This window comes from Streptomyces zaomyceticus (assembly GCF_014656215.1).
GTDB lineage: Bacteria > Actinomycetota > Actinomycetes > Streptomycetales > Streptomycetaceae > Streptomyces > Streptomyces zaomyceticus.
The window spans coordinates 239,488-264,236 of record NZ_BNBZ01000004.1; the positions used below are offsets into that span (position 1 = coordinate 239,488).

At 71.8% G+C, this 24,749-nt stretch carries 18 protein-coding genes; 12 read left to right on the forward strand and 6 right to left on the reverse strand.

Going from position 1 to position 24,749, the window contains the following annotated elements; all coding sequences use genetic code 11:
- Nucleotides 1-21: 21 nt before the first annotated feature.
- Nucleotides 22-408: a winged helix-turn-helix transcriptional regulator gene (locus IE311_RS08205; RefSeq protein ID WP_189830904.1), complete on the reverse strand. Its 387-nt coding sequence runs from the start codon at nucleotides 406-408 to the stop codon at nucleotides 22-24.
- 121 nt (nucleotides 409-529) lie between these two features.
- On the opposite strand from IE311_RS08205, the gene IE311_RS08210 reads away from it, so the two are divergent.
- On the forward strand, nucleotides 530-1,114 hold the full coding sequence (locus IE311_RS08210) for a flavodoxin family protein (protein ID WP_189830905.1): 585 nt from the start codon (nucleotides 530-532) through the stop codon (nucleotides 1,112-1,114).
- Nucleotides 1,115-1,253: 139 nt separating this feature from the next.
- Here the strand turns inward: IE311_RS08210 and IE311_RS08215 are convergent, their stop codons facing one another.
- Nucleotides 1,254-2,204, reverse strand: coding sequence for a CAP domain-containing protein (locus IE311_RS08215; RefSeq protein WP_189830906.1), 951 nt, complete (start codon nucleotides 2,202-2,204; stop codon nucleotides 1,254-1,256).
- 181 nt (nucleotides 2,205-2,385) lie between these two features.
- Between IE311_RS08215 and IE311_RS08220 the strand changes: the two genes are divergently transcribed.
- The 4 genes from IE311_RS08220 to IE311_RS08235 all read left to right on the forward strand — a co-directional run bounded on the left by IE311_RS08220 (nucleotide 2,386) and on the right by IE311_RS08235 (nucleotide 8,718).
- The gene (locus IE311_RS08220) at nucleotides 2,386-2,667 is read left to right on the forward strand and encodes an acylphosphatase (protein WP_189830907.1); all 282 of its coding nucleotides are present in this window, start codon (nucleotides 2,386-2,388) and stop codon (nucleotides 2,665-2,667) included.
- A 389-nt stretch (nucleotides 2,668-3,056) separates the two neighbouring features.
- Nucleotides 3,057-3,275, forward strand: coding sequence for a hypothetical protein (locus IE311_RS08225; RefSeq protein WP_015036455.1), 219 nt, complete (start codon nucleotides 3,057-3,059; stop codon nucleotides 3,273-3,275).
- 261 nt (nucleotides 3,276-3,536) lie between these two features.
- Nucleotides 3,537-7,091 (forward strand): chromosome segregation protein SMC, encoded by a 3,555-nt coding sequence (smc, locus tag IE311_RS08230; protein WP_189830908.1) that lies wholly within the window; start codon nucleotides 3,537-3,539, stop codon nucleotides 7,089-7,091.
- Nucleotides 7,092-7,284: 193 nt separating this feature from the next.
- Entirely contained in the window at nucleotides 7,285-8,718 is a 1,434-nt protein-coding gene (locus IE311_RS08235) for a sugar porter family MFS transporter (RefSeq protein ID WP_189830909.1), read from the forward strand.
- 130 nt (nucleotides 8,719-8,848) lie between these two features.
- Here the strand turns inward: IE311_RS08235 and IE311_RS08240 are convergent, their stop codons facing one another.
- Nucleotides 8,849-9,820 carry an LLM class flavin-dependent oxidoreductase gene (locus IE311_RS08240; protein ID WP_189830910.1) on the reverse strand — a complete coding sequence of 324 codons (972 nt, stop codon included), beginning with the start codon at nucleotides 9,818-9,820 and terminating at the stop codon, nucleotides 8,849-8,851.
- A gap of 72 nt (nucleotides 9,821-9,892) precedes the next feature.
- The gene (locus IE311_RS08245) at nucleotides 9,893-11,359 is read right to left on the reverse strand and encodes a cytosine permease (protein WP_189830911.1); all 1,467 of its coding nucleotides are present in this window, start codon (nucleotides 11,357-11,359) and stop codon (nucleotides 9,893-9,895) included.
- An 86-nt stretch (nucleotides 11,360-11,445) separates the two neighbouring features.
- Between IE311_RS08245 and ftsY the strand changes: the two genes are divergently transcribed.
- A complete protein-coding gene (gene ftsY, locus IE311_RS08250) occupies nucleotides 11,446-12,669 on the forward strand; it encodes a signal recognition particle-docking protein FtsY (RefSeq protein ID WP_189830912.1) in 1,224 nt (407 codons plus the stop codon).
- 66 nt (nucleotides 12,670-12,735) lie between these two features.
- Here ftsY and IE311_RS08255 read toward each other — a convergent pair whose 3' ends face one another.
- A complete protein-coding gene (locus IE311_RS08255; protein ID WP_189830913.1) occupies nucleotides 12,736-13,389 on the reverse strand; it encodes a bifunctional DNA primase/polymerase in 654 nt (217 codons plus the stop codon).
- Between the two features lie 426 nt (nucleotides 13,390-13,815).
- Between IE311_RS08255 and nsdA the strand changes: the two genes are divergently transcribed.
- The 6 genes from nsdA (at nucleotide 13,816) to ftsH (ending at nucleotide 23,743) form a co-directional block, all read left to right on the forward strand.
- Complete coding sequence (nsdA, locus tag IE311_RS08260) at nucleotides 13,816-15,291, forward strand: transcriptional repressor NsdA (RefSeq protein ID WP_189830914.1); 1,476 nt, start codon at nucleotides 13,816-13,818, stop codon at nucleotides 15,289-15,291.
- Between the two features lie 414 nt (nucleotides 15,292-15,705).
- Nucleotides 15,706-17,052, forward strand: a complete 1,347-nt coding sequence (locus IE311_RS08265; RefSeq protein WP_189830915.1) for an ammonium transporter — start codon at nucleotides 15,706-15,708, stop codon at nucleotides 17,050-17,052.
- Nucleotides 17,049-17,387 (forward strand): P-II family nitrogen regulator, encoded by a 339-nt coding sequence (locus IE311_RS08270; RefSeq protein WP_015036464.1) that lies wholly within the window; start codon nucleotides 17,049-17,051, stop codon nucleotides 17,385-17,387. The genes IE311_RS08265 and IE311_RS08270 overlap by 4 nt, the downstream gene beginning before the upstream one ends.
- Before the next feature lie 43 nt (nucleotides 17,388-17,430).
- Nucleotides 17,431-19,914 (forward strand): [protein-PII] uridylyltransferase, encoded by a 2,484-nt coding sequence (locus IE311_RS08275; RefSeq protein ID WP_189830916.1) that lies wholly within the window; start codon nucleotides 17,431-17,433, stop codon nucleotides 19,912-19,914.
- A 131-nt stretch (nucleotides 19,915-20,045) separates the two neighbouring features.
- The gene (gene ffh, locus IE311_RS08280; protein WP_189830917.1) at nucleotides 20,046-21,599 is read left to right on the forward strand and encodes a signal recognition particle protein; all 1,554 of its coding nucleotides are present in this window, start codon (nucleotides 20,046-20,048) and stop codon (nucleotides 21,597-21,599) included.
- A 221-nt stretch (nucleotides 21,600-21,820) separates the two neighbouring features.
- Nucleotides 21,821-23,743: an ATP-dependent zinc metalloprotease FtsH gene (ftsH, locus tag IE311_RS08285; RefSeq protein ID WP_189830918.1), complete on the forward strand. Its 1,923-nt coding sequence runs from the start codon at nucleotides 21,821-21,823 to the stop codon at nucleotides 23,741-23,743.
- A gap of 103 nt (nucleotides 23,744-23,846) precedes the next feature.
- On the opposite strand, the gene IE311_RS08290 is transcribed toward ftsH, so the two are convergent.
- Nucleotides 23,847-24,572, reverse strand: coding sequence for a class I SAM-dependent methyltransferase (locus tag IE311_RS08290; RefSeq protein ID WP_189830919.1), 726 nt, complete (start codon nucleotides 24,570-24,572; stop codon nucleotides 23,847-23,849).
- Between the last annotated feature and the right edge of the window lie 177 nt (nucleotides 24,573-24,749).

Genomic DNA, 24,749 nt, shown 5'->3' on the forward strand with positions numbered 1-24,749 from the left:
AGCGCGGGCGCGGCCTCGGGCTCAGGCGCCGACGGGAGCCTCGCGCTCCGCGTCGTAACTCTCCCGGGCCGCCTCGACCTGCGGCATCCGGCCCTCCACCAGCTCGATCAGACCGATCAGCCGCTCCGCGATCTCGCGGCCGAGCGGGGTGAGCCGGTAGTCGACCCGCGGCGGGTTGGTCGGCTGCGCCTCGCGATGGACCAGGCCGTCGCGCTCCAGGGCGTGCAGGGTCTGGGACAGCATCTTCTCGCTCACGCCGTCGACCCGGCGCCGCAGCTCGTTGAACCGGAACGTCCCGTCGTGCAGGGCGCCCAGCGTCAGGCTTCCCCAGCGGCCCGTCACATGCTCCAGCGTGCCGCGCGAGGGACAGGCCCGCGCGAACACGTCGTAGGCGAGGTCGTCAGTCATGCCCTCCACCGTACTCCCGCGCAGCGCTCACTGCCAGGAGTGCGCTAACCATAGGGTTGCGCTATCGAAAAGTTAGTGCTGTACTTCTGGTCGTCCCCCAGACCTGTTCGAGGAGCCCCTTGTGACCACCCCCGTCGTCTCCATCGCCTACCACTCCGGCTACGGCCACACCGCCGTCCTGGCCGAGGCCGTCCGCGACGGCGCCGCCGACGCGGGCGCCACCGTCCACCTGATCAAGGTCGACGGGATCACCGAGGCCGAGTGGGAGCTGCTCGACTCCTCCGACGCGATCGTCTTCGGCTCCCCGACCTACATGGGCACCGCCTCCGGGGCGTTCCACCAGTTCGCCGAGGCCTCCTCGAAGCGCTGGTTCGCCGACGCGTGGCTGGACAAGCTCGCCGCCGGCTTCACCAACTCCGGTTCCAAGAGCGGCGACAAGCTGCACACCCTGCAGTTCTTCCAGACCCTCGCCGGCCAGCACGGCATGACCTGGATCAACCTCGGCCTCAAGCCCGGCTGGAACACCAGCGACTCCTCCGAGAACGACCTCAACCGCCTCGGCTTCTTCTCCGGCGCCGGTGCCCAGACGTTCAGCGACCTCGGCCCCGAGGGCGTCCACAAGGCGGATGTCGCCACCGCCGAGCACCTCGGTCGCCGCGTCGCCCTGACCACCCGTACCTTCGTGGCCGGAAAGGCCGCCGCCTGACGCGTCGGCAGTCGCTTCGGCGCACGCTCGGGTGCGCGGTTCGGCGCGTACGACGACAGGTGCTCCGGTACGCGAAAGGGCCCCGTCACCTTCCCGGTGACGGGGCCCTTCGTGCGCGTGTGTCAGCCGCCCCGCCGGCTCAGCGGCCGAAGTCCTGGGTCCACCAGGGGCCGCCGTCAGCGAAGTGGACGCCGACGCCGAGGGTGGTGAACTCGCAGTTCAGGATGTTGGCGCGGTGACCGTCGCTGTTCATCCAGGACTCCATCACCGCCGCCGCGTCCGCCTGGCCGCGGGCGATGTTCTCGCCGCCCAGGCCCGTGATGCCCGCCTGCTCCGCGCGCGCCCACGGGGTGTCCCCGTCAGGGTCCGTGTGGTCGAAGAAGCCGCGGGCGGCCATGTCCGCGCTGAACGCCCCGGCGAGCGCCGCGAGCCGCGCGTCCGCACTGACCGGCGTGCAGCCCACCTTGGCGCGCTCGACGTTGACCAGACGGAGGACCTCCGCCTCGGCGGCCACGCCGCGGTCGGCGGTGGAGGGGGCCGAGGTCTTCTCGACCGGCGCCTCGGTCGTCGGGTCCGGCTTCGGCGCGGGGGCCTTCGTGGACGGCGCGGTCGTGACCCTCGGGACGGCGGGCTTGGTCCTCGCGACCTTCGTCGGGGTCGGCGTGGGCTTCGGGGTCGCCTTGGGCGTGGCCTTCGGCGTCGCCTTCGGGGTCGGCTTCCTGGAGGGGGTGGCCGACGGCGCGGCCGCCTTGCCGGTGTCCGTACCCGTGCTCGCCCTGGTGCGGGTGGTGCCCGAGTCGCCGGCCGGGGTCTGCGTGGACCCGCCCTGCGTCGTCAGCTCCGGGGCCTGCCGGGACTGAACCGGGCGCTCGCTCGTGCCGGCGCTGCCGACCGTGAACGTGTCCCCGCCCGGGAGCAGGCCCGAGGCGACGGCGACCGCGCCGAGCGCGACGGCCGCGGAGGCTCCGAGCAGGCCGGTACGCACGGGCGCACCGCGCCGCTTGCGGCGGGTACCCCGCTGCCGGCGGTCCGTGCCCTCCGCGTAGTCTTCTGCGGCGGGTGCGGCTCCGGCGCGACGGTGGCGTCCCATCTGGTCTGCCTTCCTCTGCTGGTCCTGCTGGCCTTTGCTGATCTTTGCTGTCGGTACCGTTTGCGGCCCGCCAGTCGAACAGTGCGCCCCCGAACGGGTGAGGCGTGTTCGGTCGGGACTGTAGTCCATGAGCGGCGGGGGCGATGTGCTGATCTGGCAATCCGCCCGTTAGCGTGCAGGCATGAGCGACGACGTACGGATGACCGCCTGGGTGCGCGGCCGGGTACAGGGAGTGGGCTTCCGCTGGTTCACCAGGGCAAACGCACTGGAGATCGGAGGCCTGGTGGGCTTCGCCCTGAACCTCGACGACGGCCGGGTGCAGATCGTGGCCGAAGGGGCGCGTGAGAATTGCCACCGTCTGCTCGCCTGGCTCCACTCCGACGACACACCCGGGCGAGTGGACGGCGTCACTGAGATCTGGGCCACCCCGCGCGGCGGATACGACGGCTTCGCCATCCGCTGACGATCACGCTCCGACACCTCTCCCGGTGACCGGGAGAGGCGCCGCGCGGACGCGCCGTAACAGGTGTCCGACGGGGAAAGCTCCTGGTGGTTGCCAAGAAGCGCCCGTCATGGAAGGCTGCCGGACAAGGAAGATCGCGACGCCCCGAGGCACCGAGTCTGCGAGGCCCCGCCGCCCCCTGAGCGGCTGTGGACTCCTCGGTAGCCCCTTCGTACGGGCGTGATCGTGTTGACCGTCAAACTTTTTGGTGAGACTCTGGAATCCCCGCGCACCTTAGCTGTTTGGCAGTGGAACCGGCACGACGAGCAGTACTGCCGAGCACCGCGGGTGCGAAATCCCTCACGACCCAACCGCTTCGGTCGGTCACTCATTGTGGAGGACCATCCATCATGGCAAAGGCGCTTCTCGGTTACGTCGGCGGCTCCGACCCGCGACTCCTCGCCGAGATGCGACGGCTTCAGCAGCGCGTCCAGGACCTGGAATCCGAGCTGGTACGGATCCAGTCCGAGAACGACTCGCTTGCCGCTGCCGCCGCTCAGCACCAGGGAGAGTCACTGCTGAACAGCATCGACCTCGACGTACCCCAGGCGGAGCCTGCGCTCACCTGACACTCAGCCCCTCGGGGCCAGGTGGGAAACACTCTCGCCGGCACGGCCGGCTCGGAAACATCGCGTCGGCACGGCTGACCGCACACTCATGACGGCACAGCCGACTGGACACCCAGCCGACAGAGCCGGGCATGCAAGGGACGCTTCGGCGTCCCTTCTTTCTTTCACCCGCCGTTTCCCCCCTGTCCCACCTCTCCTCACCCGAGGATCTGCCCTGCACCTTCGCGGGTGAAACGCACACGCCCCGGTAGAGTCCCCGGGGTGCACCTCAAGGCCCTGACCCTCCGCGGATTCAAATCGTTCGCCTCGGCCACGACCCTGCGGTTCGAACCAGGAATCACCTGTGTCGTGGGCCCCAACGGATCGGGCAAGTCCAATGTCGTGGACGCCCTGTCCTGGGTCATGGGGGAGCAGGGCGCCAAGTCGCTGCGCGGCGGCAAGATGGAGGACGTCATCTTCGCCGGCACGACCGGGCGCCCGCCGCTCGGCCGTGCCGAGGTCTCCCTCACCATCGACAACTCCGACGGCGCGCTGCCCATCGACTACGCCGAGGTCACCCTCACCCGGATCATGTTCCGCGGCGGCAGCAGCGAGTACCAGATCAACGGCGACACCTGCCGGCTGCTCGACTTCCAGGACCTGCTCTCCGACTCGGGCATCGGCCGCGAGATGCACGTCATCGTCGGGCAGGGACAGCTCGACTCCGTGCTGCACGCCGACCCGATGGGCCGCCGCGCCTTCATCGAGGAGGCCGCCGGCGTCCTCAAGCACCGCAAGCGCAAGGAGAAGGCGCTCCGGAAACTGGACGCGATGCAGGCCAACCTCGCACGCGTCCAGGACCTCACTGACGAACTGCGCCGCCAGCTCAAGCCCCTCGGCCGCCAGGCCGCCGTCGCGCGCCGCGCCGTCGTCATCCAGGCCGACCTGCGCGACGCGCGGCTCCGCCTCCTCGCCGACGACCTCGTCCACCTCCAGCGGGCCCTCACCGCCGAGGTCGCCGACGAAGCCGCCCTCCTCGCCCGCAAACAGGCCACCGAGAACGAGCTCCGGGCAGCGCTCGCCCGCGAGGCCGAGCTCGACGCGGAGGCCCGCGCCCTGGTGCCCCGCGTCGAGCGGGCCCAGCAGAACTGGTACGCCCTCTCCCAGCTCGCCGAACGCGTCCGCGGCACGGTCTCGCTGGCCGACGCGCGGGTGAAGAGCGCCACCGCCGCACCCGCCGAGGAACGCCGCGGCCGCGACCCGGAGGACCTGGAGCGCGAGGCCGCCCGCGTCCGCGAACAGGAGGCGGAGCTGGAAGCCGCCCTGGAGGCGGCCGAGCGCGCCCTCGAGGACACCGTCGCCCACCGCGCCGAGCTCGAACAGGCTCTGACGGCCGAGGAACGCCGTCTCAAGGACCTCGCCCGCGCCCTCGCCGATCGGCGTGAGGGGCTCGCCCGCCTCCACGGCCAGGTCAACGCCGCCCGCTCCCGGGCCTCCTCCGCCCAGGCCGAGATCGACCGGCTCGCCGCCGCCCGCGACGAGGCGGGGGACCGGGCGGTCACCGCCCAGGAGGAGTACGAGCAGCTCAGGGCGGAGGTGGACGGCCTCGACGCGGAGGACACCGAGCAGAGCGAGCGGTACGAGGCCGCCCGCCGCGAACTGGCCGAGGCGGAGACCGCGCTGAGCGCCGCCCGCGAGGCCTCCGCCACCGCCGAGCGCCGCCGCGCCGCGACCCGGGCCCGGCACGACACCCTCGCGCTCGGACTGCGCCGCAAGGACGGCACGGGAGCGCTCCTCACCGCCGGACTCAGCGGGCTCCTCGGCCCGGCGGCCGAGCTCCTCACCGTCACCCCGGGATACGAGGTTCCCGTCGCCGCGGCCCTCGGGGCGACCGCCGACGCCGTCGCCGCTTCCGGGCCCTCCGCCGCCGCCGAGGCCCTCCGCCTGCTGCGGAAGCAGGACGCGGGCCGCGCCTCGCTGCTCCTGGCCGGAGCCCCGGAACCGGATCCCTCCCCCGAGACGCGGCCCACGGCCGAGGGGCACCCGTACGCCGCCGACCTCGTGCGGGGACCCGAGGACCTCATGGGCGCCGTCCGCCGCCTGCTCGCCGGAATCGTGGTCGTCGGCGATCTGGACGAGGCCGCCGAACTGGTCAGGACCCGGCCCGCGCTGACCGCCGTCACCGCCGAGGGCGACCTGCTCGGGGCGCACTTCGCCCAGGGCGGCTCCGCCGGCGCCCCGAGCCTTCTCGAAGTCCAGGCATCGGTCGCCGAGGCCGCTGCCGAGCTCGAAGAACTGGCAGTGCGGTGCCAGGAGTTGACGGCCGCGCAGCACGCGGCCGACGAGCGCCGCCGCACCGCCGCCGCGCTCGTCGAGGAACTCGACACCCGCCGCCGTACCGCCGAACGGGAGAAGTCCGCGGTCGCCCAGCAGCTCGGGCGGCTCGCCGGACAGGCCAGGGGAGCGGCGGGGGAGGCGGAGCGGACCGCGGCGGCCGCCGCCCGCGCCCAGGAGGCCCTGGAGAAGGCGACCGCCGAGGCGGAGGAACTCGCCGAACGGCTGCTCGTGGCCCAGGAGGCGGCCGCCTTCGGCGACGGCGGGGAGGAGGAGCCGGACACCGCCACCCGCGACCGGCTCGCCATCGACGGCTCCCACGCGCGCCAGACCGAGATGGAGGCGCGGCTCCAGGTCCGCACCCACGAGGAGCGGGTCAAGGCACTCGCCGGACGGGCCGACTCGCTCGACCGGGCCGCCCGCGCCGAACGGGAGGCACGTGAGCGGGCCGCGCAGCGCCGGGCACGGCTGCGCCACGAGGAGCGGGTCGCGGGAGCGGTCGCCGCCGGAGCCCGCGGGCTCCTGGCCCATGTCGAGGTCTCCCTCGTCCGCGCCGAGCGGGAGCGGGTCGCGGCCCAGGCGGCGAGGGCCGACCGGGAGGAGGGCCTGACCGCCGCCCGGACCCGGGGCAGGGATCTCAAGGCCGAGCTCGACAAGCTGACGGACTCCGTCCACCGGGGCGAGGTGCTCGGCGCGGAGAAGCGGCTCCGGATCGAGCAGCTGGAGGCGAAGGCCCTGGAGGAGTTCGGTGTGGAGGCGACCGCGCTGGTCTCCGAGTACGGCCCGGAGCAGCCCGTACCGCCCTCGCCCGCCGTCGACGGCGAGGACGCGGGTGGCGACGAGCCGCGCCCCTTCATCCGATCGGAGCAGGAGAAGCGTCTCAGGGCCGCCGAACGGGCCCACCACCAGCTGGGCAAGGTCAACCCGCTGGCCCTCGAGGAGTTCGCGGCCCTGGAGGAGCGGCACCGCTTCCTCTCCGAGCAGCTGGAGGACCTGAGGAAGACCCGGACCGATCTGCTTCAGGTCGTGAAGGAGGTCGACCTGAGGGTCGAGCAGGTCTTCACCGAGGCGTACCGGGACACGGCCCGTGAGTTCGAGGGCGTCTTCTCCCGGCTCTTCCCGGGCGGCGAGGGCCGGCTGATCCTCACCGACCCCGACAACATGCTCACCACCGGCGTCGAGGTGGAGGCCCGCCCGCCCGGCAAGAAGGTCAAGCGGCTGTCGCTGCTCTCCGGCGGCGAGCGCTCGCTGACGGCCGTGGCGCTGCTCGTCTCGATCTTCAAGGCGCGGCCCAGTCCGTTCTATGTGATGGACGAGGTCGAGGCCGCGCTCGACGACACCAACCTCCAGCGGCTGATCCGGATCATGCAGGAGCTCCAGGAGTCCTCGCAGCTGATCGTGATCACCCATCAGAAGCGGACGATGGAGGTCGCGGACGCGCTGTACGGCGTGTCGATGCAGGGTGACGGCGTCTCGAAGGTGATCAGCCAGCGACTGCGCTGAGGAGGGCATCCCCAGCCATCTCTTCAAGTGTTGAACTCAAGCCACCTTCTAGTGCTTATTAAGTCACATGACATCGGCTATTGACTTAGAAACTTGAAGGCATAGTCTCTGCAACGTTGCTTTTACCTTCACGTGGTGGGCGGCGCGATGTTGTGCGCCACTGGAAGGGCTTGCCCCCCACCGAGGAGTCCATGTGCCCCACACCGCGCAGGCGCCCACGCCGCCGCCTTCCGAAGGCCGAGCCGCCCACCCGGACCACCTCGGCCACGTCATCTTCATCACGGCCTCCGCCGCGATGGGCGGCTTCCTCTTCGGCTACGACAGCTCCGTCATCAACGGTGCCGTCGAGGCGATCCGCGACCGCTACGACATCGGCTCCGGCACCCTCGCCCAGGTCATCGCCATCGCGCTGATCGGCTGCGCCATCGGCGCCGCGACCGCCGGCCGGATCGCCGACCGCATCGGCCGCATCCGCTGCATGCAGATCTCCGCGGTGCTCTTCGCCGTCAGCGCCGTGGGCTCCGCGCTTCCCTTCGCCCTCTGGGACCTGGCCCTCTGGCGGATCGTCGGCGGCTTCGCCATCGGCATGGCCTCCGTCATCGGCCCCGCGTACATCGCCGAGGTCGCCCCCGCCGCCTACCGCGGCCGCCTGGGCTCCTTCCAGCAGGCCGCGATCGTCATCGGCATCGCCATCTCCCAGCTGGTCAACTACGGCATCCTCCAGCTCGCCGACGGCGACCAGCGCGGCGAGATCGGCGGCCTGGAGGCCTGGCAGTGGATGCTCGGCGTGATGGTCGTGCCCGCCCTCCTCTACGGCATGCTCTCCTTCGCGATCCCGGAGTCCCCCCGCTTCCTCATCTCCGTGGGGAAGACCGAACGCGCCAAGGAGGTCCTGGCCGAGGTCGAGGGCCACGGCGTCGATCTCGACGCGCGCGTCGCCGAGATCGACCGGGCCATGCGCAGTGAGCACAAGTCCACCTTCAGGGACCTGCTCGTCGCCGGCAGCCGCTTCAGGCTGCTGCCCATCGTCTGGGTCGGCATCGGACTCTCGGTCTTCCAGCAGCTCGTCGGCATCAACGTCGCGTTCTACTACTCCGCGACCCTCTGGCAGTCCGTCGGCATCGACCCGTCGAGCTCGTTCTTCTACTCGTTCACCACGTCGATCATCAACATCATCGGCACCGTGATCGCGATGGTCCTGGTCGACCGGGTCGGCCGCAAGCCGCTCGCCCTCGTCGGCTCCGTCGGCATGGCGATCGCCCTCGCCGTCGAGGCCTGGGCCTTCTCCGCCGACCTCGTGGACGGCAAGCTGCCCGAGACCCAGGGCGTCGTGGCCCTCGTCGCCGCCCATGTCTTCGTGCTCTTCTTCGCCCTCTCGTGGGGCGTGGTGGTCTGGGTGTTCCTCGGCGAGATGTTCCCCAACCGGATCCGGGCCGCGGCCCTCGGCGTCGCCGCCTCCGCGCAGTGGATCGCCAACTGGGCCATCACCGCCAGCTTCCCGTCCCTCGCGGACTGGAACCTCTCCGGCACCTACATCATCTACACGGTCTTCGCCGTGCTCTCGATCCCCTTCGTGCTCAGGTACGTCAAGGAGACCAAGGGCAAGGCGTTGGAGGAGATGGGCTAATCCCCGCTGCCCCTCTCCTCGTCCACGGAACTGCCCCGGCCCGAGGCCTCCCGCCTCGAGCCGGGGCAGTACGCCGTGGCCGGCCTCCTCGGGCCGTGAGCCGGGGCGGGTACGCCGCGGCCCCCCGCCCTCAGGCCGTGAGCCGGGGCAGCACGTCCTCGCAGAACAGCCGCAGGCTCCGCCACCCCTCCTCGACCGGCATCCCGCCGCACAGCGGATGCAGTACGAGGCTCTCCGGACCGAGCGTCAGGCACTCCTCCGGAGTCACGACCCGGTACACCCCCTCCGCCCGCAGCTCCGCCACCGTCGTCGCCGCCGACCGCACCGCCGAGCGGATGTCCTTCGACTGCCAGGAGGCGTACGTCCGCGCCTCGTGCAGGAAGTGCTCCCCGTACTCCGCCCAGGTCCGGTCCGGGTCCTCCGAGAGATGCAGCAGCGGGGTCACCTCCGCCGGCATCATCGTCCAGCCCTCCGTGCCGTACTCCGCGCACCGCTCCCGGTAGTACGCCTCCAGCTCCGGCAGATGCGCGCTGGGGAAGAACGGCAGCCCGAGCCGGGCCGCCCGCCGGGCCGCCGCCCGCGACGAGCCCCCGACCAGGAGCATCGGATGCGGCTGGGTGAAGGGCCGCGGGGTGACCCGTACCGTACGGCCCTGGTAGCTGAAGGGCTCCCCGGTCCAGGCCGTGAGCAGGGTCTCCAGGAGCAGGTCCTGGAGCTTGCCGCGCCGCCCCCAGTCGACCCCGCGCTCCTCGTACTCCTCGGGCCGGTAGCCGATCCCCGCCACCGTCACCAGGCGTCCGCCGCTCAGCAGGTCGAGGACGGCGATGTCCTCGGCGAGCCGCAGCGGGTCGTGCAGCGGCCCGATGATCGCCGACACCGTCACCGCGATCCGCTCCGTGGCGCCGAAGACCGCGCCCGCGAAGGCGAAGGGGGAGGGCAGCCAGTTGTTCTCGACGCCGTGGTGCTCCTCGGTCTGCACGGTGTCGACCCCGTGCCGGTCGGCGTGGGCGGCCATCCGGACGGCGGCCCGGTAGCGCTCCGAGAGGGATTCGGGGGTCGCGTCCGGGTCGACGAGGTTGAACCGTACGACTGTGAAGGGCATGGGAAGTCCCCCTCCGCGAGTGGGATACCGGCGAAGGGGGACAGTATCTGACGCAGTGTCAGATGAGAACGCTCAGACGGAAACGGTCTCGCGGACCTCGGCCGGCTCCACCGGCTCCACCGGGGCCTCCGCGGTCGTCCGCGGCAGTACGGCGTAGAGCGCGCCCGCCACCACGATCGTCGCCGCCCAGCCCAGGCCGTTCTCTCCGATCCACGAGGAGGCGAGCGGACCGGAGAACCAGTCCACCTTCGTGAACAGCAGCCCCACGAGCAGGGCGACCGCCCAGGCCGTCATCGCCTGCCAGGCGAAACCGCCCCGGTACCAGTACGCACTGGTCCGGGTGGTGTCCATCAACGCCACCGCGTCGTACGACCGGCGCCGCAGCATGTCCGCGCCGAAGACCCCGATCCACGCCGAGAACGCCACCGCGAGCAGCGTAAGGAAGGAGATGAACGAGCCGATGAAGCTGGTCGCCACCACCATGAGCAGGAAACCGAAGACCAGGCTGATCACCGCGTTCACACTGACCGCCGCCGCACGCGACACCTTGATGCCCAGGGTCTGTGCCGTGAACCCGGCCGAGTACATCGACATCGAGTTGATCAGCAGCATCCCGAGCAGGGCGATCACCAGGTACGGCACCGAGATCCACATCGGCAGCAGCTCGCCGATGAAGGAGACCGGGTCCTGCGCCGAGGCCAGATCCGGCGTCGACACCGCCATCACCGCGCCCATCAGCACCATCGGCAGAACGACGATCCCGGCGCCGCCGACCGTCGAGCCGACCATCGCCCTCGACGAGGCCGTACGGGGCAGATAGCGGGTGAAGTCGGGGCCCGAGGGGACCCAGCTGATGCCGCCGGCCGCGATCGTGCCGATGCCGGCGACCATCATCGCCGTCGAACCGGCCGGCTTGTCGAAGACCGCCGACCAGTCCGTGTTCGCCACCAGATAGGCCAGGACGAGGACCGAGAAGGCGCCGAAGAGGTAGGTGGACCACTTGCTGCACACCCGGAGCGCGTTGATCCCGAGCCCGGAGACCAGGAACGTGCAGGTCACGAAGAGCAGCAGGGTGACCACGATGAGGAGCGTGTTCGACTTCACGCCGAAGAGCAGGTCCAGGACGGTCAGCACCGCGTAGGCGCCGGTGACCGCGTTGATGGTCTCCCAGCCCCAGCGGGCCACCCAGATCAGCGCCCCGGGAAAAAGGTTTCCGCGCTGGCCGAAGACGGCCCTCGACAGCGCCATCCCCGGCGCACCGCCCCGCTTCCCCGCGATCGAGATCAGGCCGACGATCCCGTACGACAGGACGGGCGCGGCGATCGCCACGGTCAGCACCTGCCAGAAGTTCAGGCCGTTGAAGACGATCAGACCGGCGCCCATGGTGAGCAGCAGCACACTGATGTTGGCGGCGACCCAGGTCGGGAAGAGCTCGCGGACCCGGCCGGTCCGCTCGGCGTCGGGGACGGGTTCGAGACCTCGGGTCTCCATGGCACCGTCGTGCGTCGCGCCTGCGGCTTCGGAGGCGTCGTGGGGCATGGGGGTACTCCGTACAGATGTGGGGGGAACCCACCCAGCGTACGTGCTCCGTCTTCCGACGCTTCTTGGCCGATACTGGTCAGGTTATGGAACTCATCCTTGCTGTAGTCATCGCTCTGGTCGTCGCGGTCGCCGTGACGAGCGGGCTCGTGATCAGCGGCCGCAAGAAGAAGCAGCTGCCGCCGGCCGAGCCGCCGTCCACCACGCCGACCATCACCGCTCCGCCCGCCGAACCGCATGTCGGCGAGGAGGCGGAGACGCCGCGGGAGGAACCACGCCGCACGGTCGAGGAGGTCGAACTCCCCGCCGAGGAGGCCGTCGAGACGCCGGCCGCCGTCGAGGACCCCGTCGTCGCCGAGCCCGTCGCTCCCGAGATCGAGATCCCGGAGCCCACCGCCGGCCGTCTCGTACGGCTCCGGGCCCGGCTCGCCCGCTCCCAGAACTCGCTCGGCAAGGGGCTGCTGACGCTCCTGTCCCGCGAGCACCTCGACGAGGACACCTGGGAGGAGATCGAGGAGACCCTCCTCACGGCCGATGTCGGCGTCGCCCCCACCCAGGAGCTCGTCGAGCGACTGCGCGAGCGGGTCCGGGTGCTCGGCACCCGCACCCCCGAGGAGCTGCGCGGTCTGCTCCGCGAGGAGCTCGTCGCGCTCCTCGGCCCCGACCTCGACCGCACGGTGAAGACCGAGAGCCCGGCGGACGTGCCGGGCGTGGTCATGGTCGTCGGCGTCAACGGCACCGGCAAGACCACCACCACCGGCAAGCTGGCCCGTGTCCTCGTCGCCGACGGCAAGTCCGTCGTCCTCGGCGCGGCCGACACCTTCCGCGCCGCCGCCGCCGACCAGCTCCAGACCTGGGGCGAGCGCGTCGGCGCCCGCACCGTCCGCGGCCCGGAGGGCGGCGACCCGGCGTCGATCGCCTTCGACGCGGTCAAGGAGGGCATCGCGGAGGGCGCCGACGTCGTCCTCATCGACACCGCCGGCCGGCTCCACACCAAGACCGGCCTCATGGACGAGCTCGGCAAGGTCAAGCGCGTCGTCGAGAAGCACGGCCCGCTCGACGAGATCCTCCTCGTCCTCGACGCCACCACCGGACAGAACGGCCTGACCCAGGCCCGTGTCTTCGCCGAGGTCGTCGACATCACCGGCATCGTGCTGACCAAGCTCGACGGCACCGCCAAGGGCGGCATCGTCGTCGCCGTCCAGCGCGAGCTGGGCGTCCCGGTCAAGCTGATCGGCCTGGGCGAGGGCCCGGACGACCTGGCGCCGTTCGAGCCGGGCGCCTTCGTCGACGCCCTGATCGGCGACTGACGCCTCGTACGGTACGCGGAAGGGCCCTCGCCACCAGGTGGCGAGGGCCCTTCCGCGCAGCCGGTCTCAGAAGTGCGTGCGGTGGCAGATGTACGCCAGGGTGCCGAGCAGCAGCCGTGCCTGCGGCGGCGCACCCGCCGTGTCCAGGGTCGGGGGCCGCAGCCACCGCACCGGACCCAGACCGCCCAGGTCCGACGGGGGAGCGGTGATGTGGGTTCCCGGCCCCAGACAGTGCAGGTCGAGATCGGCGTCGTCCCAGCCCATCCGGTAGAGCAGCTGCGGCAGCTCCGCCGCCGCCCCGGGCGCCACGAAGAACCGCGCCCGGCCGGTCGGCGTCGCGCAGACCGGACCCAGCGGCAGCCCCATGCGCTCCAGGCGGACGAGGGCGCGCCGGCCCGCCGCCTCCGCGACCTCGATCACGTCGAAGGCCCTGCCCACCGGCAGCATCAGCGCGGCGCCCGGATACTCCGACCACGCCTTGGTCGCGTCGTCGAGCCCGGCGCCCGCCGGGACCGGTTCCGCGAAGGAGAGGGGGTGCGCGCCCGGAGCCGCGCAGGCCCGGTCCCCGCACGAGCACTGGCCGGAGACGGCCCGAGCTCCGGGGGCCACGTCCCAGCCCCACAGTCCTGTGTACTCCGCCACCGCGGTGCACTCCGTGGTGCGTACGCGGCGGCGTGCGCCGGACCGCATCTCACGAATGCCGCCGATCGTGAAACCCATGCCCCCTCCAACGGGTAGAGCGCGCCGGTGGTTACGACCCGGAGCACCGTCGTCACCCTTCGTCACGCTTCCGTCGCCGAAGATGGCGTGCGGTCGCGTGCGGGGTGGTGCGGGCCGGGGCGCGCGCCTCGCCGCGCTTCCGTCCGCCGACTCCGGTTCGTCGCATGTCAAGTGAATCGCGTTCCGCGGGCGGCGAGTTCATTCGAAGGGGTGGCGAATGGTGGCGTTTCTTGAATCGCCCTCGTGGACGGGTGATCGTAGGATTACTTTCGGTACTCGAACCCCGGGTCGGCTTGCGCGCGCGGGTATGCCGGAGGCAACCCGGTTTCCAGTTCGAAGGAGCGCGAACGCCGGACGGGTGCCGCGAGACACGGCATTCTGATAGGGGTTCGCACGACAGGCAATCAGGTGGATGGGGGCGTTCCAGTGGGCGGCAACGGCGCAGACGGTACGACTGCCGGCAAGCGCCCGAACGAGCAGCTGGGCTCGTGGTTCGTGCGCAGCGGCTGGTCCAAGGGCGAACTCGCACGTCAGGTGAACCGGCGGGCGCGCCAGATGGGCGCCCACCACATCTCCACCGACACCTCGCGCGTACGCCGCTGGCTCGACGGCGAGCAGCCGCGCGAACCCATCCCGCGGATCCTCTCCGAGCTGTTCTCCGAACGCTTCGGCTCCGTCGTCGCCGTCGAGGACCTCGGCCTGCGCACCGCCCACCAGTCGCCCTCCGTCTCCGGCGTCGACCTGCCCTGGGCAGGCCCGCAGACGGTCGCCCTGCTCAGCGAGTTCTCCCGCAGCGACCTCATGCTCGCCCGCCGCGGCTTCCTCGGCTCGTCCCTGTCGCTCGCCGCCGGACCCGCCCTCATCGAACCGATGCAGCGCTGGCTCGTCCCCACCCCCGTCGGCGAGATCGAGCGCCCCGACCCGCTCGCCGACGCCCGCCGCCCCAACCGGCTCTCCGAGATCGAGCTCGACCTCCTCGAATCCACCACCGCCATGTTCCGCAAGTGGGACGCCCAGTGCGGCGGCGGACTGCGCCGCAAGGCCGTCGTCGGACAACTCCACGAGGTCACCGACCTCCTCCAGGAACCCCAGCCCGCCGCCACCGCCAAGCGCCTCTTCACCTGCGCCGCCGAACTCGCCGAACTCGCCGGCTGGATGAGCTACGACGTGGGCCTCCAGCCCACCGCCCAGAAGTACTTCGTGCTCGCCCTGCACGCCGCCAAGGAAGCCGGCGACAAGCCCCTCGGCTCGTACATCCTGTCCTCGATGAGCCGCCAGATGATCCACCTCGGCCGGCCCGACGACGCACTCGAACTCATCCACCTCGCCCAGTACGGCAGTCGAGACTGCGCCACCGCCCGCACCCAGGCCATGCTGTATGCGATGGAGGCCCGCGCCTACGCCAACATGGGCCAGCCCTCCAAGTGCAAGCGGGCCGTCCGGATGGCCGAGGACACCTTCTCCGACGTCGGCCTCGACGGCGAGCCCGAGCCCGACTGGATCGGCTTCTTCTCCGAGGCCGAACTCAACGGCGAGAACTCCCACTCCTACCGCGACCTCGCCTATGTCGCCGGCCGCTCCCCGACCTACGCCTCACTCGCCGAGCCCGTCATGGAGCGGGCCGTCGAACTCTTCGAGAAGGACCCCGACCACCAGCGGTCGTACGCCCTCAACCTCATCGGCATGGCCACCGTCCACCTCCTCAAGCGCGAGCCCGAGCAGTCCGTCGTCCTCGCCGAGAAGGCCCTCGGAGTCGCCCGCAGCATCCGGTCCGAGCGGGTCAACACCCGACTCCGCAAGACCGTCGACCACGCCGCCCGCAACTACAGCGACGTCGCCGAGGTCGTCCAGCTCACCGACCGGCTCACCCAGCTGCTGCCCGAGGCCGCCGAAGCGGTCTGACCCCACCCGGCGCCCCGCGCCCCCGCACTCCGGCCGCGCCGGACGTCCCGTACTGCCCGACTCGGCTCCCCCGCCGCAAGGTCACACGGACGCCCGGCGCGGCCGGTTCCCCTTTTTGCGCCTGAACCGGCGCCGCTCTCGCGGATGTGGCTGATCGCCGTCGTGGCTCGTCCATCGATGGTCGCGGTCTTCGCGGGGCGATCTCGGGAGAGGGGCCCGTTACGTGCCCGTGACCCAGACGTTCACGGCCGCGTAACACGCCACACCCCTTCGTCACCGTCGCGAAACATCGTGCGGCATCGACGGAAACCGCGCTGCGCGAATCTCTGGCCCATAACCGGCCACGCCCCTCGCGGCCGGCCGCTCTCTCCGGCCCCGCCCCGCACAGGCCGTACCGACGACGAGGAGACGCCGATGGCACCAGCCATCACGACCCTGGCAGCAGACGCCCCCGAGCTGTCTGCCGCCAACACCGGGTTCATGCTCATCTGCTCCGCCCTGGTCATGCTGATGACCCCGGCACTCGCCTTCTTCTACGGAGGCATGGTCCGCGTCAAGTCCACCCTCAACATGCTGATGATGAGCTTCATCAGCCTCGGGATCGTCACGATCCTCTGGGTGCTCTACGGCTTCAGCCTCGCCTTCGGCGCCGACTCGGGCTCGATCATCGGCTGGTCCTCCGACTACGTCGGCCTCAGCGGCATCGGCGTCACCGAACTCTGGGACGGCTACACCATCCCGGTGTACGTCTTCGCCGTCTTCCAGCTGATGTTCGCCATCCTCACCCCGGCCCTGATCAGCGGCGCCCTCGCCGACCGCGTCAAGTTCACCGCCTGGGCCCTCTTCATCACCCTCTGGGTCACCGTCGTCTACTTCCCCGTCGCCCACTGGGTCTGGGGCGCCGGCGGCTGGCTCTTCGAGATGGGCGTCATCGACTTCGCCGGCGGCACGGCGGTCCACATCAACGCGGGCGCCGCCGCCCTCGGCGTCATCCTCGTCATCGGCAAGCGCGTCGGCTTCAAGAAGGACCCGATGCGCCCGCACAGCCTCCCGCTGGTCATGCTCGGCGCCGGTCTCCTCTGGTTCGGCTGGTTCGGCTTCAACGCCGGCTCGTGGCTCGGCAACGACGACGGCGTAGGCGCCGTGATGTTCGTCAACACCCAGGTCGCCACCGCCGCCGCCATGCTCGCCTGGCTCGCCTACGAGAAGATCCGCCACGGCTCCTTCACCACCCTCGGCGCCGCCTCCGGCGCGGTCGCCGGCCTCGTCGCCATCACCCCGTCCGGCGGCGCCGTCAGCCCCCTCGGCGCGATCGCCGTCGGCGCCATCGCCGGTCTCCTCTGCGCCATGGCCGTCGGCCTCAAGTACAAGTTCGGCTACGACGACTCCCTCGACGTCATCGGCGTCCACCTCGTCGGCGGTGTCATCGGCTCCCTCCTCGTCGGCCTCTTCGCCACCGGCGGCGTCCAGTCCGACGCCAAGGGCCTCTTCTACGGCGGCGGTCTCGAACAGCTCGGCAAGCAGGCCGTCGGCGTCTTCGCCGTCCTCGCCTACTCTCTGATCGCCTCCGCGATCCTCGCCCTGATCATCGACAAGACCATGGGCATGAGGGTCAGCGAGGACGACGAGGTCTCCGGCATCGACCAGGTCGAGCACGCCGAGACCGCGTACGACTTCAGCGGAGCCGGCGGCGGCGCGTCCTCGCGCTCCACCGCCGCCCCCGCCCCGGCCGTCACGGAGAACAAGAAGGTGGACGCATGAAGCTCATCACCGCGGTCGTGAAGCCGCACCGGCTCGACGAGATCAAGGAGGCCCTCCAGGCGTTCGGCGTCCACGGCCTCACCGTCACCGAGGCCAGCGGCTACGGCCGCCAGCGCGGCCACACCGAGGTCTACCGGGGCGCCGAGTACACCGTCGACCTGGTTCCCAAGATCCGCATCGAGGTCCTCGTCGAGGACGAGGACGCCGAACAGCTCATCGACGTCGTCGTGAAGGCCGCCCGAACCGGCAAGATCGGAGACGGCAAGGTGTGGAGCGTGCCGGTCGAGACCGCCGTACGCGTCCGCACCGGCGAACGCGGCCCGGACGCCCTGTAAGCAGCGGTCCGGACGCACCGTACGCACACGAAGGAGCCGCCGGGTGACGAGCCTCGAAGTCAGCGAAGAGACCGAAGAATCGGGACCCGGCGGTTACGCGGCGGCCCGGCTGCTCCTTCTCCACGAGAAGGAGCGGTCCGGGCCGCCGCGCCGTACCGCCCTCGCCCGGCTCACCGACGACTGGCTGTCCGGACTCTTCACGGCGGCCGCGCCACCCCGGGGAGTCGCCCTCGTCGCCGTCGGCGGCTACGGCCGCGCCGAACTCTCCCCCCGCAGCGACCTCGACCTCCTCCTGCTCCACGACGGCAGCGCCGACAAGGCCGCCGTCGCCGCCCTCGCCGATCGCATCTGGTACCCCGTCTGGGACCTCGGACTCGCCCTCGACCACTCCGTCCGCACCCCCGCCGAAGCCCGCGCCACCGCCACCGAGGACCTCAAGGTCCACCTCGGGCTCCTCGACGCACGGCCCCTCGCCGGAGACCACGGACTCGTTGCCGCCCTCCGCACCACCGTCCTCGCGGACTGGCGCAACCAGGCACCCGAACGGCTCCCCGAACTCGACGAACTCTGCCGCGAACGCGCCGAACGCATGGGTGAGCTGCAGTTCCTCCTGGAACCCGACCTCAAGGAGGCCAGAGGCGGACTCCGCGACGCCCAGGCCCTCCGCGCCGTCGCCGCCTCCTGGCTCGCCGACGCCCCCCGCGAAGGCCTCGACGGCGCCCGCCGCCGCCTCCTCGACGCCCGCGACGCCCTCCACCTCACCACCGGCCGCGCCACCGACCGGCTGGCCCTCCAGGAGCAGGACGCCGTCGCCGCCGAACTCGGCCTCCTCGACGCCGACACCCTGCTCCGCGAGGTCTACGAGGCCGCCCGGACCATCTCGTACGCCACCGACGTCACCTGGCGCGAGGTCAACCGCGTCCTCAAGGCCCGCTCCGCCCGGCCCCGCCTGCGCAGCCTCCTCGGCGGCCGGGGCGGCGCGGGCAGGTCCGCCACCGGGAAACCGCCCGTCGAGCGCACCCCGCTCGCCGAAGGCGTCGTCGAGATGGACGGCGAAGTCGTCCTCGCCCGCACCGCCCGCCCCGAACGCGACCCCGTCCTGCCCCTGCGGGCCGCCGCCGCGGCCGCCCAGTCCGCCCTGCCGATCTCCCTCCACGCCGTACGCCGCCTCGCCGCCACCGCCGCACCCCTCCCCGTGCCCTGGCCCGCCGAGGCCCGCGAGGAACTCGTCACCCTCCTCGGAGCCGGCGAGGCCACCGTCCCCGTCTGGGAAGCCCTCGAAGCCGAAGGAATCGTCACCCGGCTCCTCCCCGACTGGGAACGCGTCCGCTGCCGCCCCCAGCGCAACCCCGTCCACACCTGGACCGTCGACCGCCACCTCGTCGAGACCGCCGTCCGCGCCTCCTCGCTCACCCGCCGCGTCGGCCGCCCCGACCTCCTCCTCGTCGCCGCCCTCCTCCACGACATCGGGAAGGGCTGGCCCGGCGACCACTCCGTCGCCGGCGAGACCATCGCCCGCGACCTCGCCACCCGCATCGGCTTCGACCGCACCGACGTCACCACCGTCGCCACCGCCGTCCGCCACCACCTCCTCCTCGTCGAGACCGCCACCCGCCGCGACCTCGACGACCCCGCCACCGTCCGCTCCGTCGCCACCGCCGTCGGCACCGTCGGCACCCTGGAGCTCCTGCACGCCCTCACCGAGGCCGACGCCCTCGCCACCGGACCCGCCGCCTGGTCCTCCTGGCGCGCCTCGCTCGTCGCCGACCTCGTCAAACGCGTCGCCGGCGTCCTGGCGGGGGAGACCCCGCCCGACCCCGAGGCCGCCGCCCCCAGCGCCGAACAGGAACGCCTCGCCATCGAGGCCCTGCGCACCGGCGAACCCGTCCTCGCCCTGCGCACCCGGAGCGAGCAGCCCGTGGACCCCGAGGCCGACGGCGAAGGCTCCGAACCCGTCGGCGTCGAACTCGTCATCGCCCTGCCCGACCAGCCCGGCGTCCTCCCCGCCGTCGCCGGAGTCCTCGCCCTGCACCGGCTCACCGTCCGCGCCGCCGACCTCCGCGCCGTCGACCTCCCCACCGACCTGGGCACCGGCACCGGACCCGTCCTCGTCCTCGACTGGCGGGTCGCCGCCGAATACGGCTCCCTGCCCGAGGCCGCCCGCCTCCGCGCCGACCTCGTCCGCGCCCTCGACGGCTCCCTCGACATCCCCGCCCGCCTCGCCGAACGCGAGGCCGCCTACCCCCGCCGCCGCGGCCTCACCGCGCCACCGCCGCGCGTCACCGTCGCCGCCGCCGACTCCCGCCTCGCCACCGTCATCGAAGTCCGCGCCCAGGACGCCCCCGGCCTCCTCCACCGCATCGGCCGCGCCCTGGAGGGCGCCGACGTCCGCGTACGCAGCGCACATGTGTCGACACTCGGCGCGAACGCCGTCGACACCCTGTACGTCACCCGGCCCGACGGCACCCTCCTCCCCGACGAGGAGGCGATCGACCTGGCCCGGACCCTGGAGTCGGCGCTCCGCTGATCCCCGGCCCGGACGCCCGGTCCGCACCACCCCCGCGCGCCGGATTCGGCGGGCGGGGGCACACACTTCGAGCGGCCCGATACCCTGGAGGGCAATCCGACCGCCCCCGACACCGAGGATCCGCGACCGCCGTGTTCGATACCCTCTCCGACCGCCTTGCAGCGACCTTCAAGAACCTCCGCGGCAAGGGCCGTCTGTCCGAGGCGGACATCGACGCCACCGCGCGCGAAATCCGTATCGCGCTGCTCGAAGCGGATGTCGCCCTGCCGGTCGTCCGGTCCTTCATCAAGCAGGTCAAGGAACGCGCCACCGGCATCGAGGTCTCCCAGGCCCTGAACCCGGCCCAGCAGGTCATCAAGATCGTCAACGAGGAGCTCATCGGCATCCTCGGTGGCGAGACCCGCCGCCTGCGGTTCGCCAAGACCGCCCCGACCGTCATCATGCTCGCCGGTCTCCAGGGTGCCGGTAAGACCACCCTCGCCGGAAAGCTCGGCCTCTGGCTCAAGAGCCAGGGCCACTCCCCGCTGCTCGTCGCCTGCGACCTCCAGCGCCCCAACGCCGTCACCCAGCTCGGCGTGGTCGCCGAGCGCGCCGGTGTCGCCTTCTACGGCCCCCAGCCGGGCAACGGCGTCGGCGACCCGGTCCAGGTCGCGAAGGACTCGATCGAGTACGCGCGGACCAAGATGTTCGACGTCGTCATCGTCGACACCGCCGGCCGCCTCGGCATCGACCAGGAGCTGATGCAGCAGGCCGCGGACATCCGCGACGCCGTCAGCCCCGACGAGGTCCTCTTCGTCGTCGACGCCATGATCGGTCAGGACGCGGTCAACACCGCCGAGGCCTTCCGCGACGGCGTCGGCTTCGACGGCGTCGTGCTCTCCAAGCTCGACGGCGACGCCCGCGGTGGTGCCGCGCTCTCCATCGCGCACGTCACCGGCAAGCAGATCATGTTCGCCTCCAACGGCGAGAAGCTGGACGAGTTCGACGCGTTCCACCCGGACCGCATGGCGTCCCGCATCCTCGGCATGGGCGACATGCTCTCCCTCATCGAGAAGGCGCAGCAGACCTTCGACGAGGAAGAGGCCGCCAAGATGGCCTCGAAGCTCGCCTCGAAGAAGGGCCAGGAGTTCACGCTCGACGACTTCCTGGCGCAGATGGAGCAGGTCCGCAAGATGGGCTCCATCTCCAAGCTGCTCGGCATGCTGCCCGGCATGGGCCAGATGAAGGAGCAGATCGCCAACATCGACGAGCGGGACGTCGACCGCACGGCCGCCATCATCAAGTCGATGACCCCGGCCGAGCGCCAGGACCCGACCATCATCAACGGCTCCCGCCGCGCCCGTATCGCGAAGGGTTCGGGCGTCGAGGTCAGCGCGGTCAAGGGTCTGGTCGAGCGGTTCTTCGAGGCCCGCAAGATGATGTCCCGCATGGCCCAGGGCGGTGGCCTCCCCGGCATGCCGGGCATGCCGGGCATGGGTGGCGGCCCCGGCCGTCAGAAGAAGCAGATCAAGCAGGCCAAGGGCAAGCGCAAGAGCGGCAACCCGATGAAGCGGAAGGCCGAGGAGCAGGCCGCCGCCGAGCGCCGCGACCAGGCGCAGCAGGGCGGCGCCTTCGGCCTCCCGGCGCCGGGTCAGGCACCGAAGGACTTCGAGCTCCCCGAGGAGTTCAAGAAGTTCATGGGCTGACGAGGCCCACGGGTTCCATGGACTCCACGCTCTCCGGGGAGTCCAGGGGCCGGTGAGGCCCGCGGACCGACGCCCGACCGGGCGCCGGCCGGAGGAGAACCCGGGGGCCCGGGGCGGTGCGAAACCGCCCCGGGCCCCTTCTCACCCCTCCGCGCCGCCCGCGATGCCGGGTTCGTCCCGCTCTTCGATACTGGGGCCACAGCCGCCCCGAGGAGAGCCACGTGGCCAACCCCGTACCCCCGCGCGACCGGACCGACCAGCCCTGGCGCTCGGAAGGGGCACCGCCGCCCCCGTCGCCGAAGCGGCGGATGCCGGGTGGCTGGGGCGGCCTCATCCTCACCGCGCTGGTCGTCTACCTGATCGCCAACATCGTCCTGTCGTTCTTCAACGACGGCGACGGGCCGACGATCTCGTACACCGAGTTCGACAAACAGGTCGCCGCCGGGAACGTCACCAAGATCTACTCCAAGGGCGACGCGATCCAGGGACAGCTCAAGAACAAGCAGCCCGTCCCCGACGGCGACGGCGACTACACCAAGTTCACCACCCAGCGGCCCGCCTTCGCCGACGACGACCTCTGGGCCCAGCTGACCAAGCAGAACGTCGTCGTCACCGCCGAACCGGTCGTCCAGGAACGCAGCTTCCTCGCCAACCTCCTCATCTCCCTCGCACCGATGCTGCTGCTCGTCCTCCTGTGGGTGTTCATCGCCCGCCGGATGAGCTCGGGCATGGGCGGCGCGGGCGGCATGCTCGGCCGCAAGACCCCGCCCAAACCCGTCGAGCTGGAGGCCGGGGCCAAGCGCACCACCTTCGCCGACGTCGCCGGCATCGACGAGGTCGAGGGCGAACTCAACGACGTCGTCGACTTCCTCAAGAACCCGCAGGCCTACCGTGAGATGGGCGCCAAGATGCCCCGCGGTGTGCTCCTCGCGGGACCGCCCGGCACCGGCAAGACCCTCCTCGCCCGCGCCGTCGCCGGCGAGGCCGGAGTGCCCTTCTTCTCCGCCTCCGCCTCCGGGTTCATCGAGATGATCGTCGGCGTCGGCGCCTCGCGGGTGCGCGAACTCTTCGCCGAGGCCCGCAAGGTCGCCCCCGCGATCGTCTTCATCGACGAGATCGACACCATCGGCCGCGCCCGCGGCGGCGGCTCCGGCATGGGCGGCCACGACGAACGCGAGCAGACCCTCAACCAGATCCTCACCGAGATGGACGGCTTCACCGGCTCCGAAGGGGTCATCGTCCTCGCCGCCACCAACCGCGCCGACGTCCTCGACCCCGCCCTCACCCGTCCCGGCCGCTTCGACCGGATCGTCCACGTCAACCCGCCCGACCGCGACGGCCGCGAAGCCATCCTCAGGATCCACACCCGGGAGATCCCCCTCGCCAAGGACGTCGACCTGGAGCACGTCGCCCGCACCACCCCCGGCATGACCGGCGCCGAACTCGCCAACCTCGCCAACGAGGCCGCCCTCCTCGCGGTCAAGCGCGACCAGAAGGCCGTCACGCGGTCCGACCTCTCCGACGCCCTGGAGAAGGTCCAGCTCGGCGCGGAACGCCCGCTCGTGATGCCCGCGGAGGAGCGCCGCCGCACCGCGTACCACGAGAGCGGCCACGCCCTCCTCGGCATGCTCCAGCCCGGCGCCGACCCGGTCCGCAAGATCACCATCGTGCCGCGCGGCCGCGCCCTCGGCGTCACCCTCTCCACCCCCGACGCCGACAGGTACGCCTACACCGAGGACTATCTGCGCGGACGGATCATCGGCGCCCTCGGCGGCATGGCCGCCGAGCAGGTCGTGTTCGGAGTGATCACCACCGGCGCCGAGAGCGACCTGGAACAGGTCACCAACATCGCCCGGGGCATGGCGGGACGCTGGGGCATGAGCGAGCGCGTCGGCCGTCTCACCGCCATCCCGAGCGACGCCCAGCAGGCATACGGACTCTCGGCGGCCCCCGCGACCCTCGACACCGTCGACGCCGAGATGCGCCGCATCGTCGACGAGTGCTACGAGCGCGCCCTGCGCCAGCTCCGTGAGCACCGTGACCAGCTGGACGCGCTGGCCGCCGCGCTCCTCGAGAACGAGACCCTGGAGGAGGCCGCCGCCTACCGCGCGGCGGGCATCACGCGCGCGGACCGCGAGGACTGAGCCCGCCACGAGGGGCCCGCGCCGGTCCGACGGTCCCGGCGCCGCGCCTTCCGCGCCGTCGGGACCGGTCTCCGCGCCCTCCGCATCCGACGGACTCCCGCTCCTACGGCACCCGGGCGACGACGTAACGGAAGACGTTCGGCATCCACACCGTGCCGTCCCCGCGCACGTACGGGGCGAGCGCCTCCTCGATCTCCTTCTCCACCTGGGCGAGCTCGGTGGCCCGTACGGCCTCGTCGAACGCCCCCGTGGACAGCAGCCCGCGTACCGCGCTGCCCTCGTTCGCGTACCCGAAGGGGCAGGACACCCGCCCCGAGCCGTCCACCCGCAGCCCCGCACCCGCCACCAGACCGTCCAGGTCGGTCCGCAGGGGCGGTCGGCGGTCCGCGAGCCGGGCGCCGACCCGCAGCACCGGCTCCGAGGCACACCGCTCCGGCGGCCCCCATCCGGCGAGCACGACCACCGTGCCCGATTGCGCCGTACGGGTGAGCGCCGCCAGCTCCGGGAGGATTCCGTCCGTCGTGTGGAAGGCCGTGACCACGTCGTACGGAACACCCTCCGGGGGTTCCTCCGTGACCGTCACGTCCTCCGGGAGCCGCTCCCTCGCCAGCTCCACGCGCGCGTGGTCCCGGTCCACCCCGGCCACCCGGGCGCCTCGCGCCGCGGCCATGAGAAGGGCCAGGCCGGAGCCGCAGCGGAGGCCCAGGACCCGGGTCCCGGCGCCCACACCGAGACGGTCGTACACCGCCTCGTAGAGCGGGGCGAGCATCCGTTCCTGGATCTCGGCCCAGTCGCGCGCGGGGTGGTGCGGGACGAGCGTAGGTGTCATGGAAAAGTGCCCCAATCCGTGCTCGGACGACAGCCCCCCGTAGTCAGGGAACTGCGCATCCCGGGCCGCGTCCAGTGCTCGCACCGCACCGATTCGTCCGGAAGAGGGGTGGGCGCACGACGGCGCGCCCCGACCCGGTAATGTCCCTGCCAGGCTCCCCGCCCGGTTCGGGGAGCG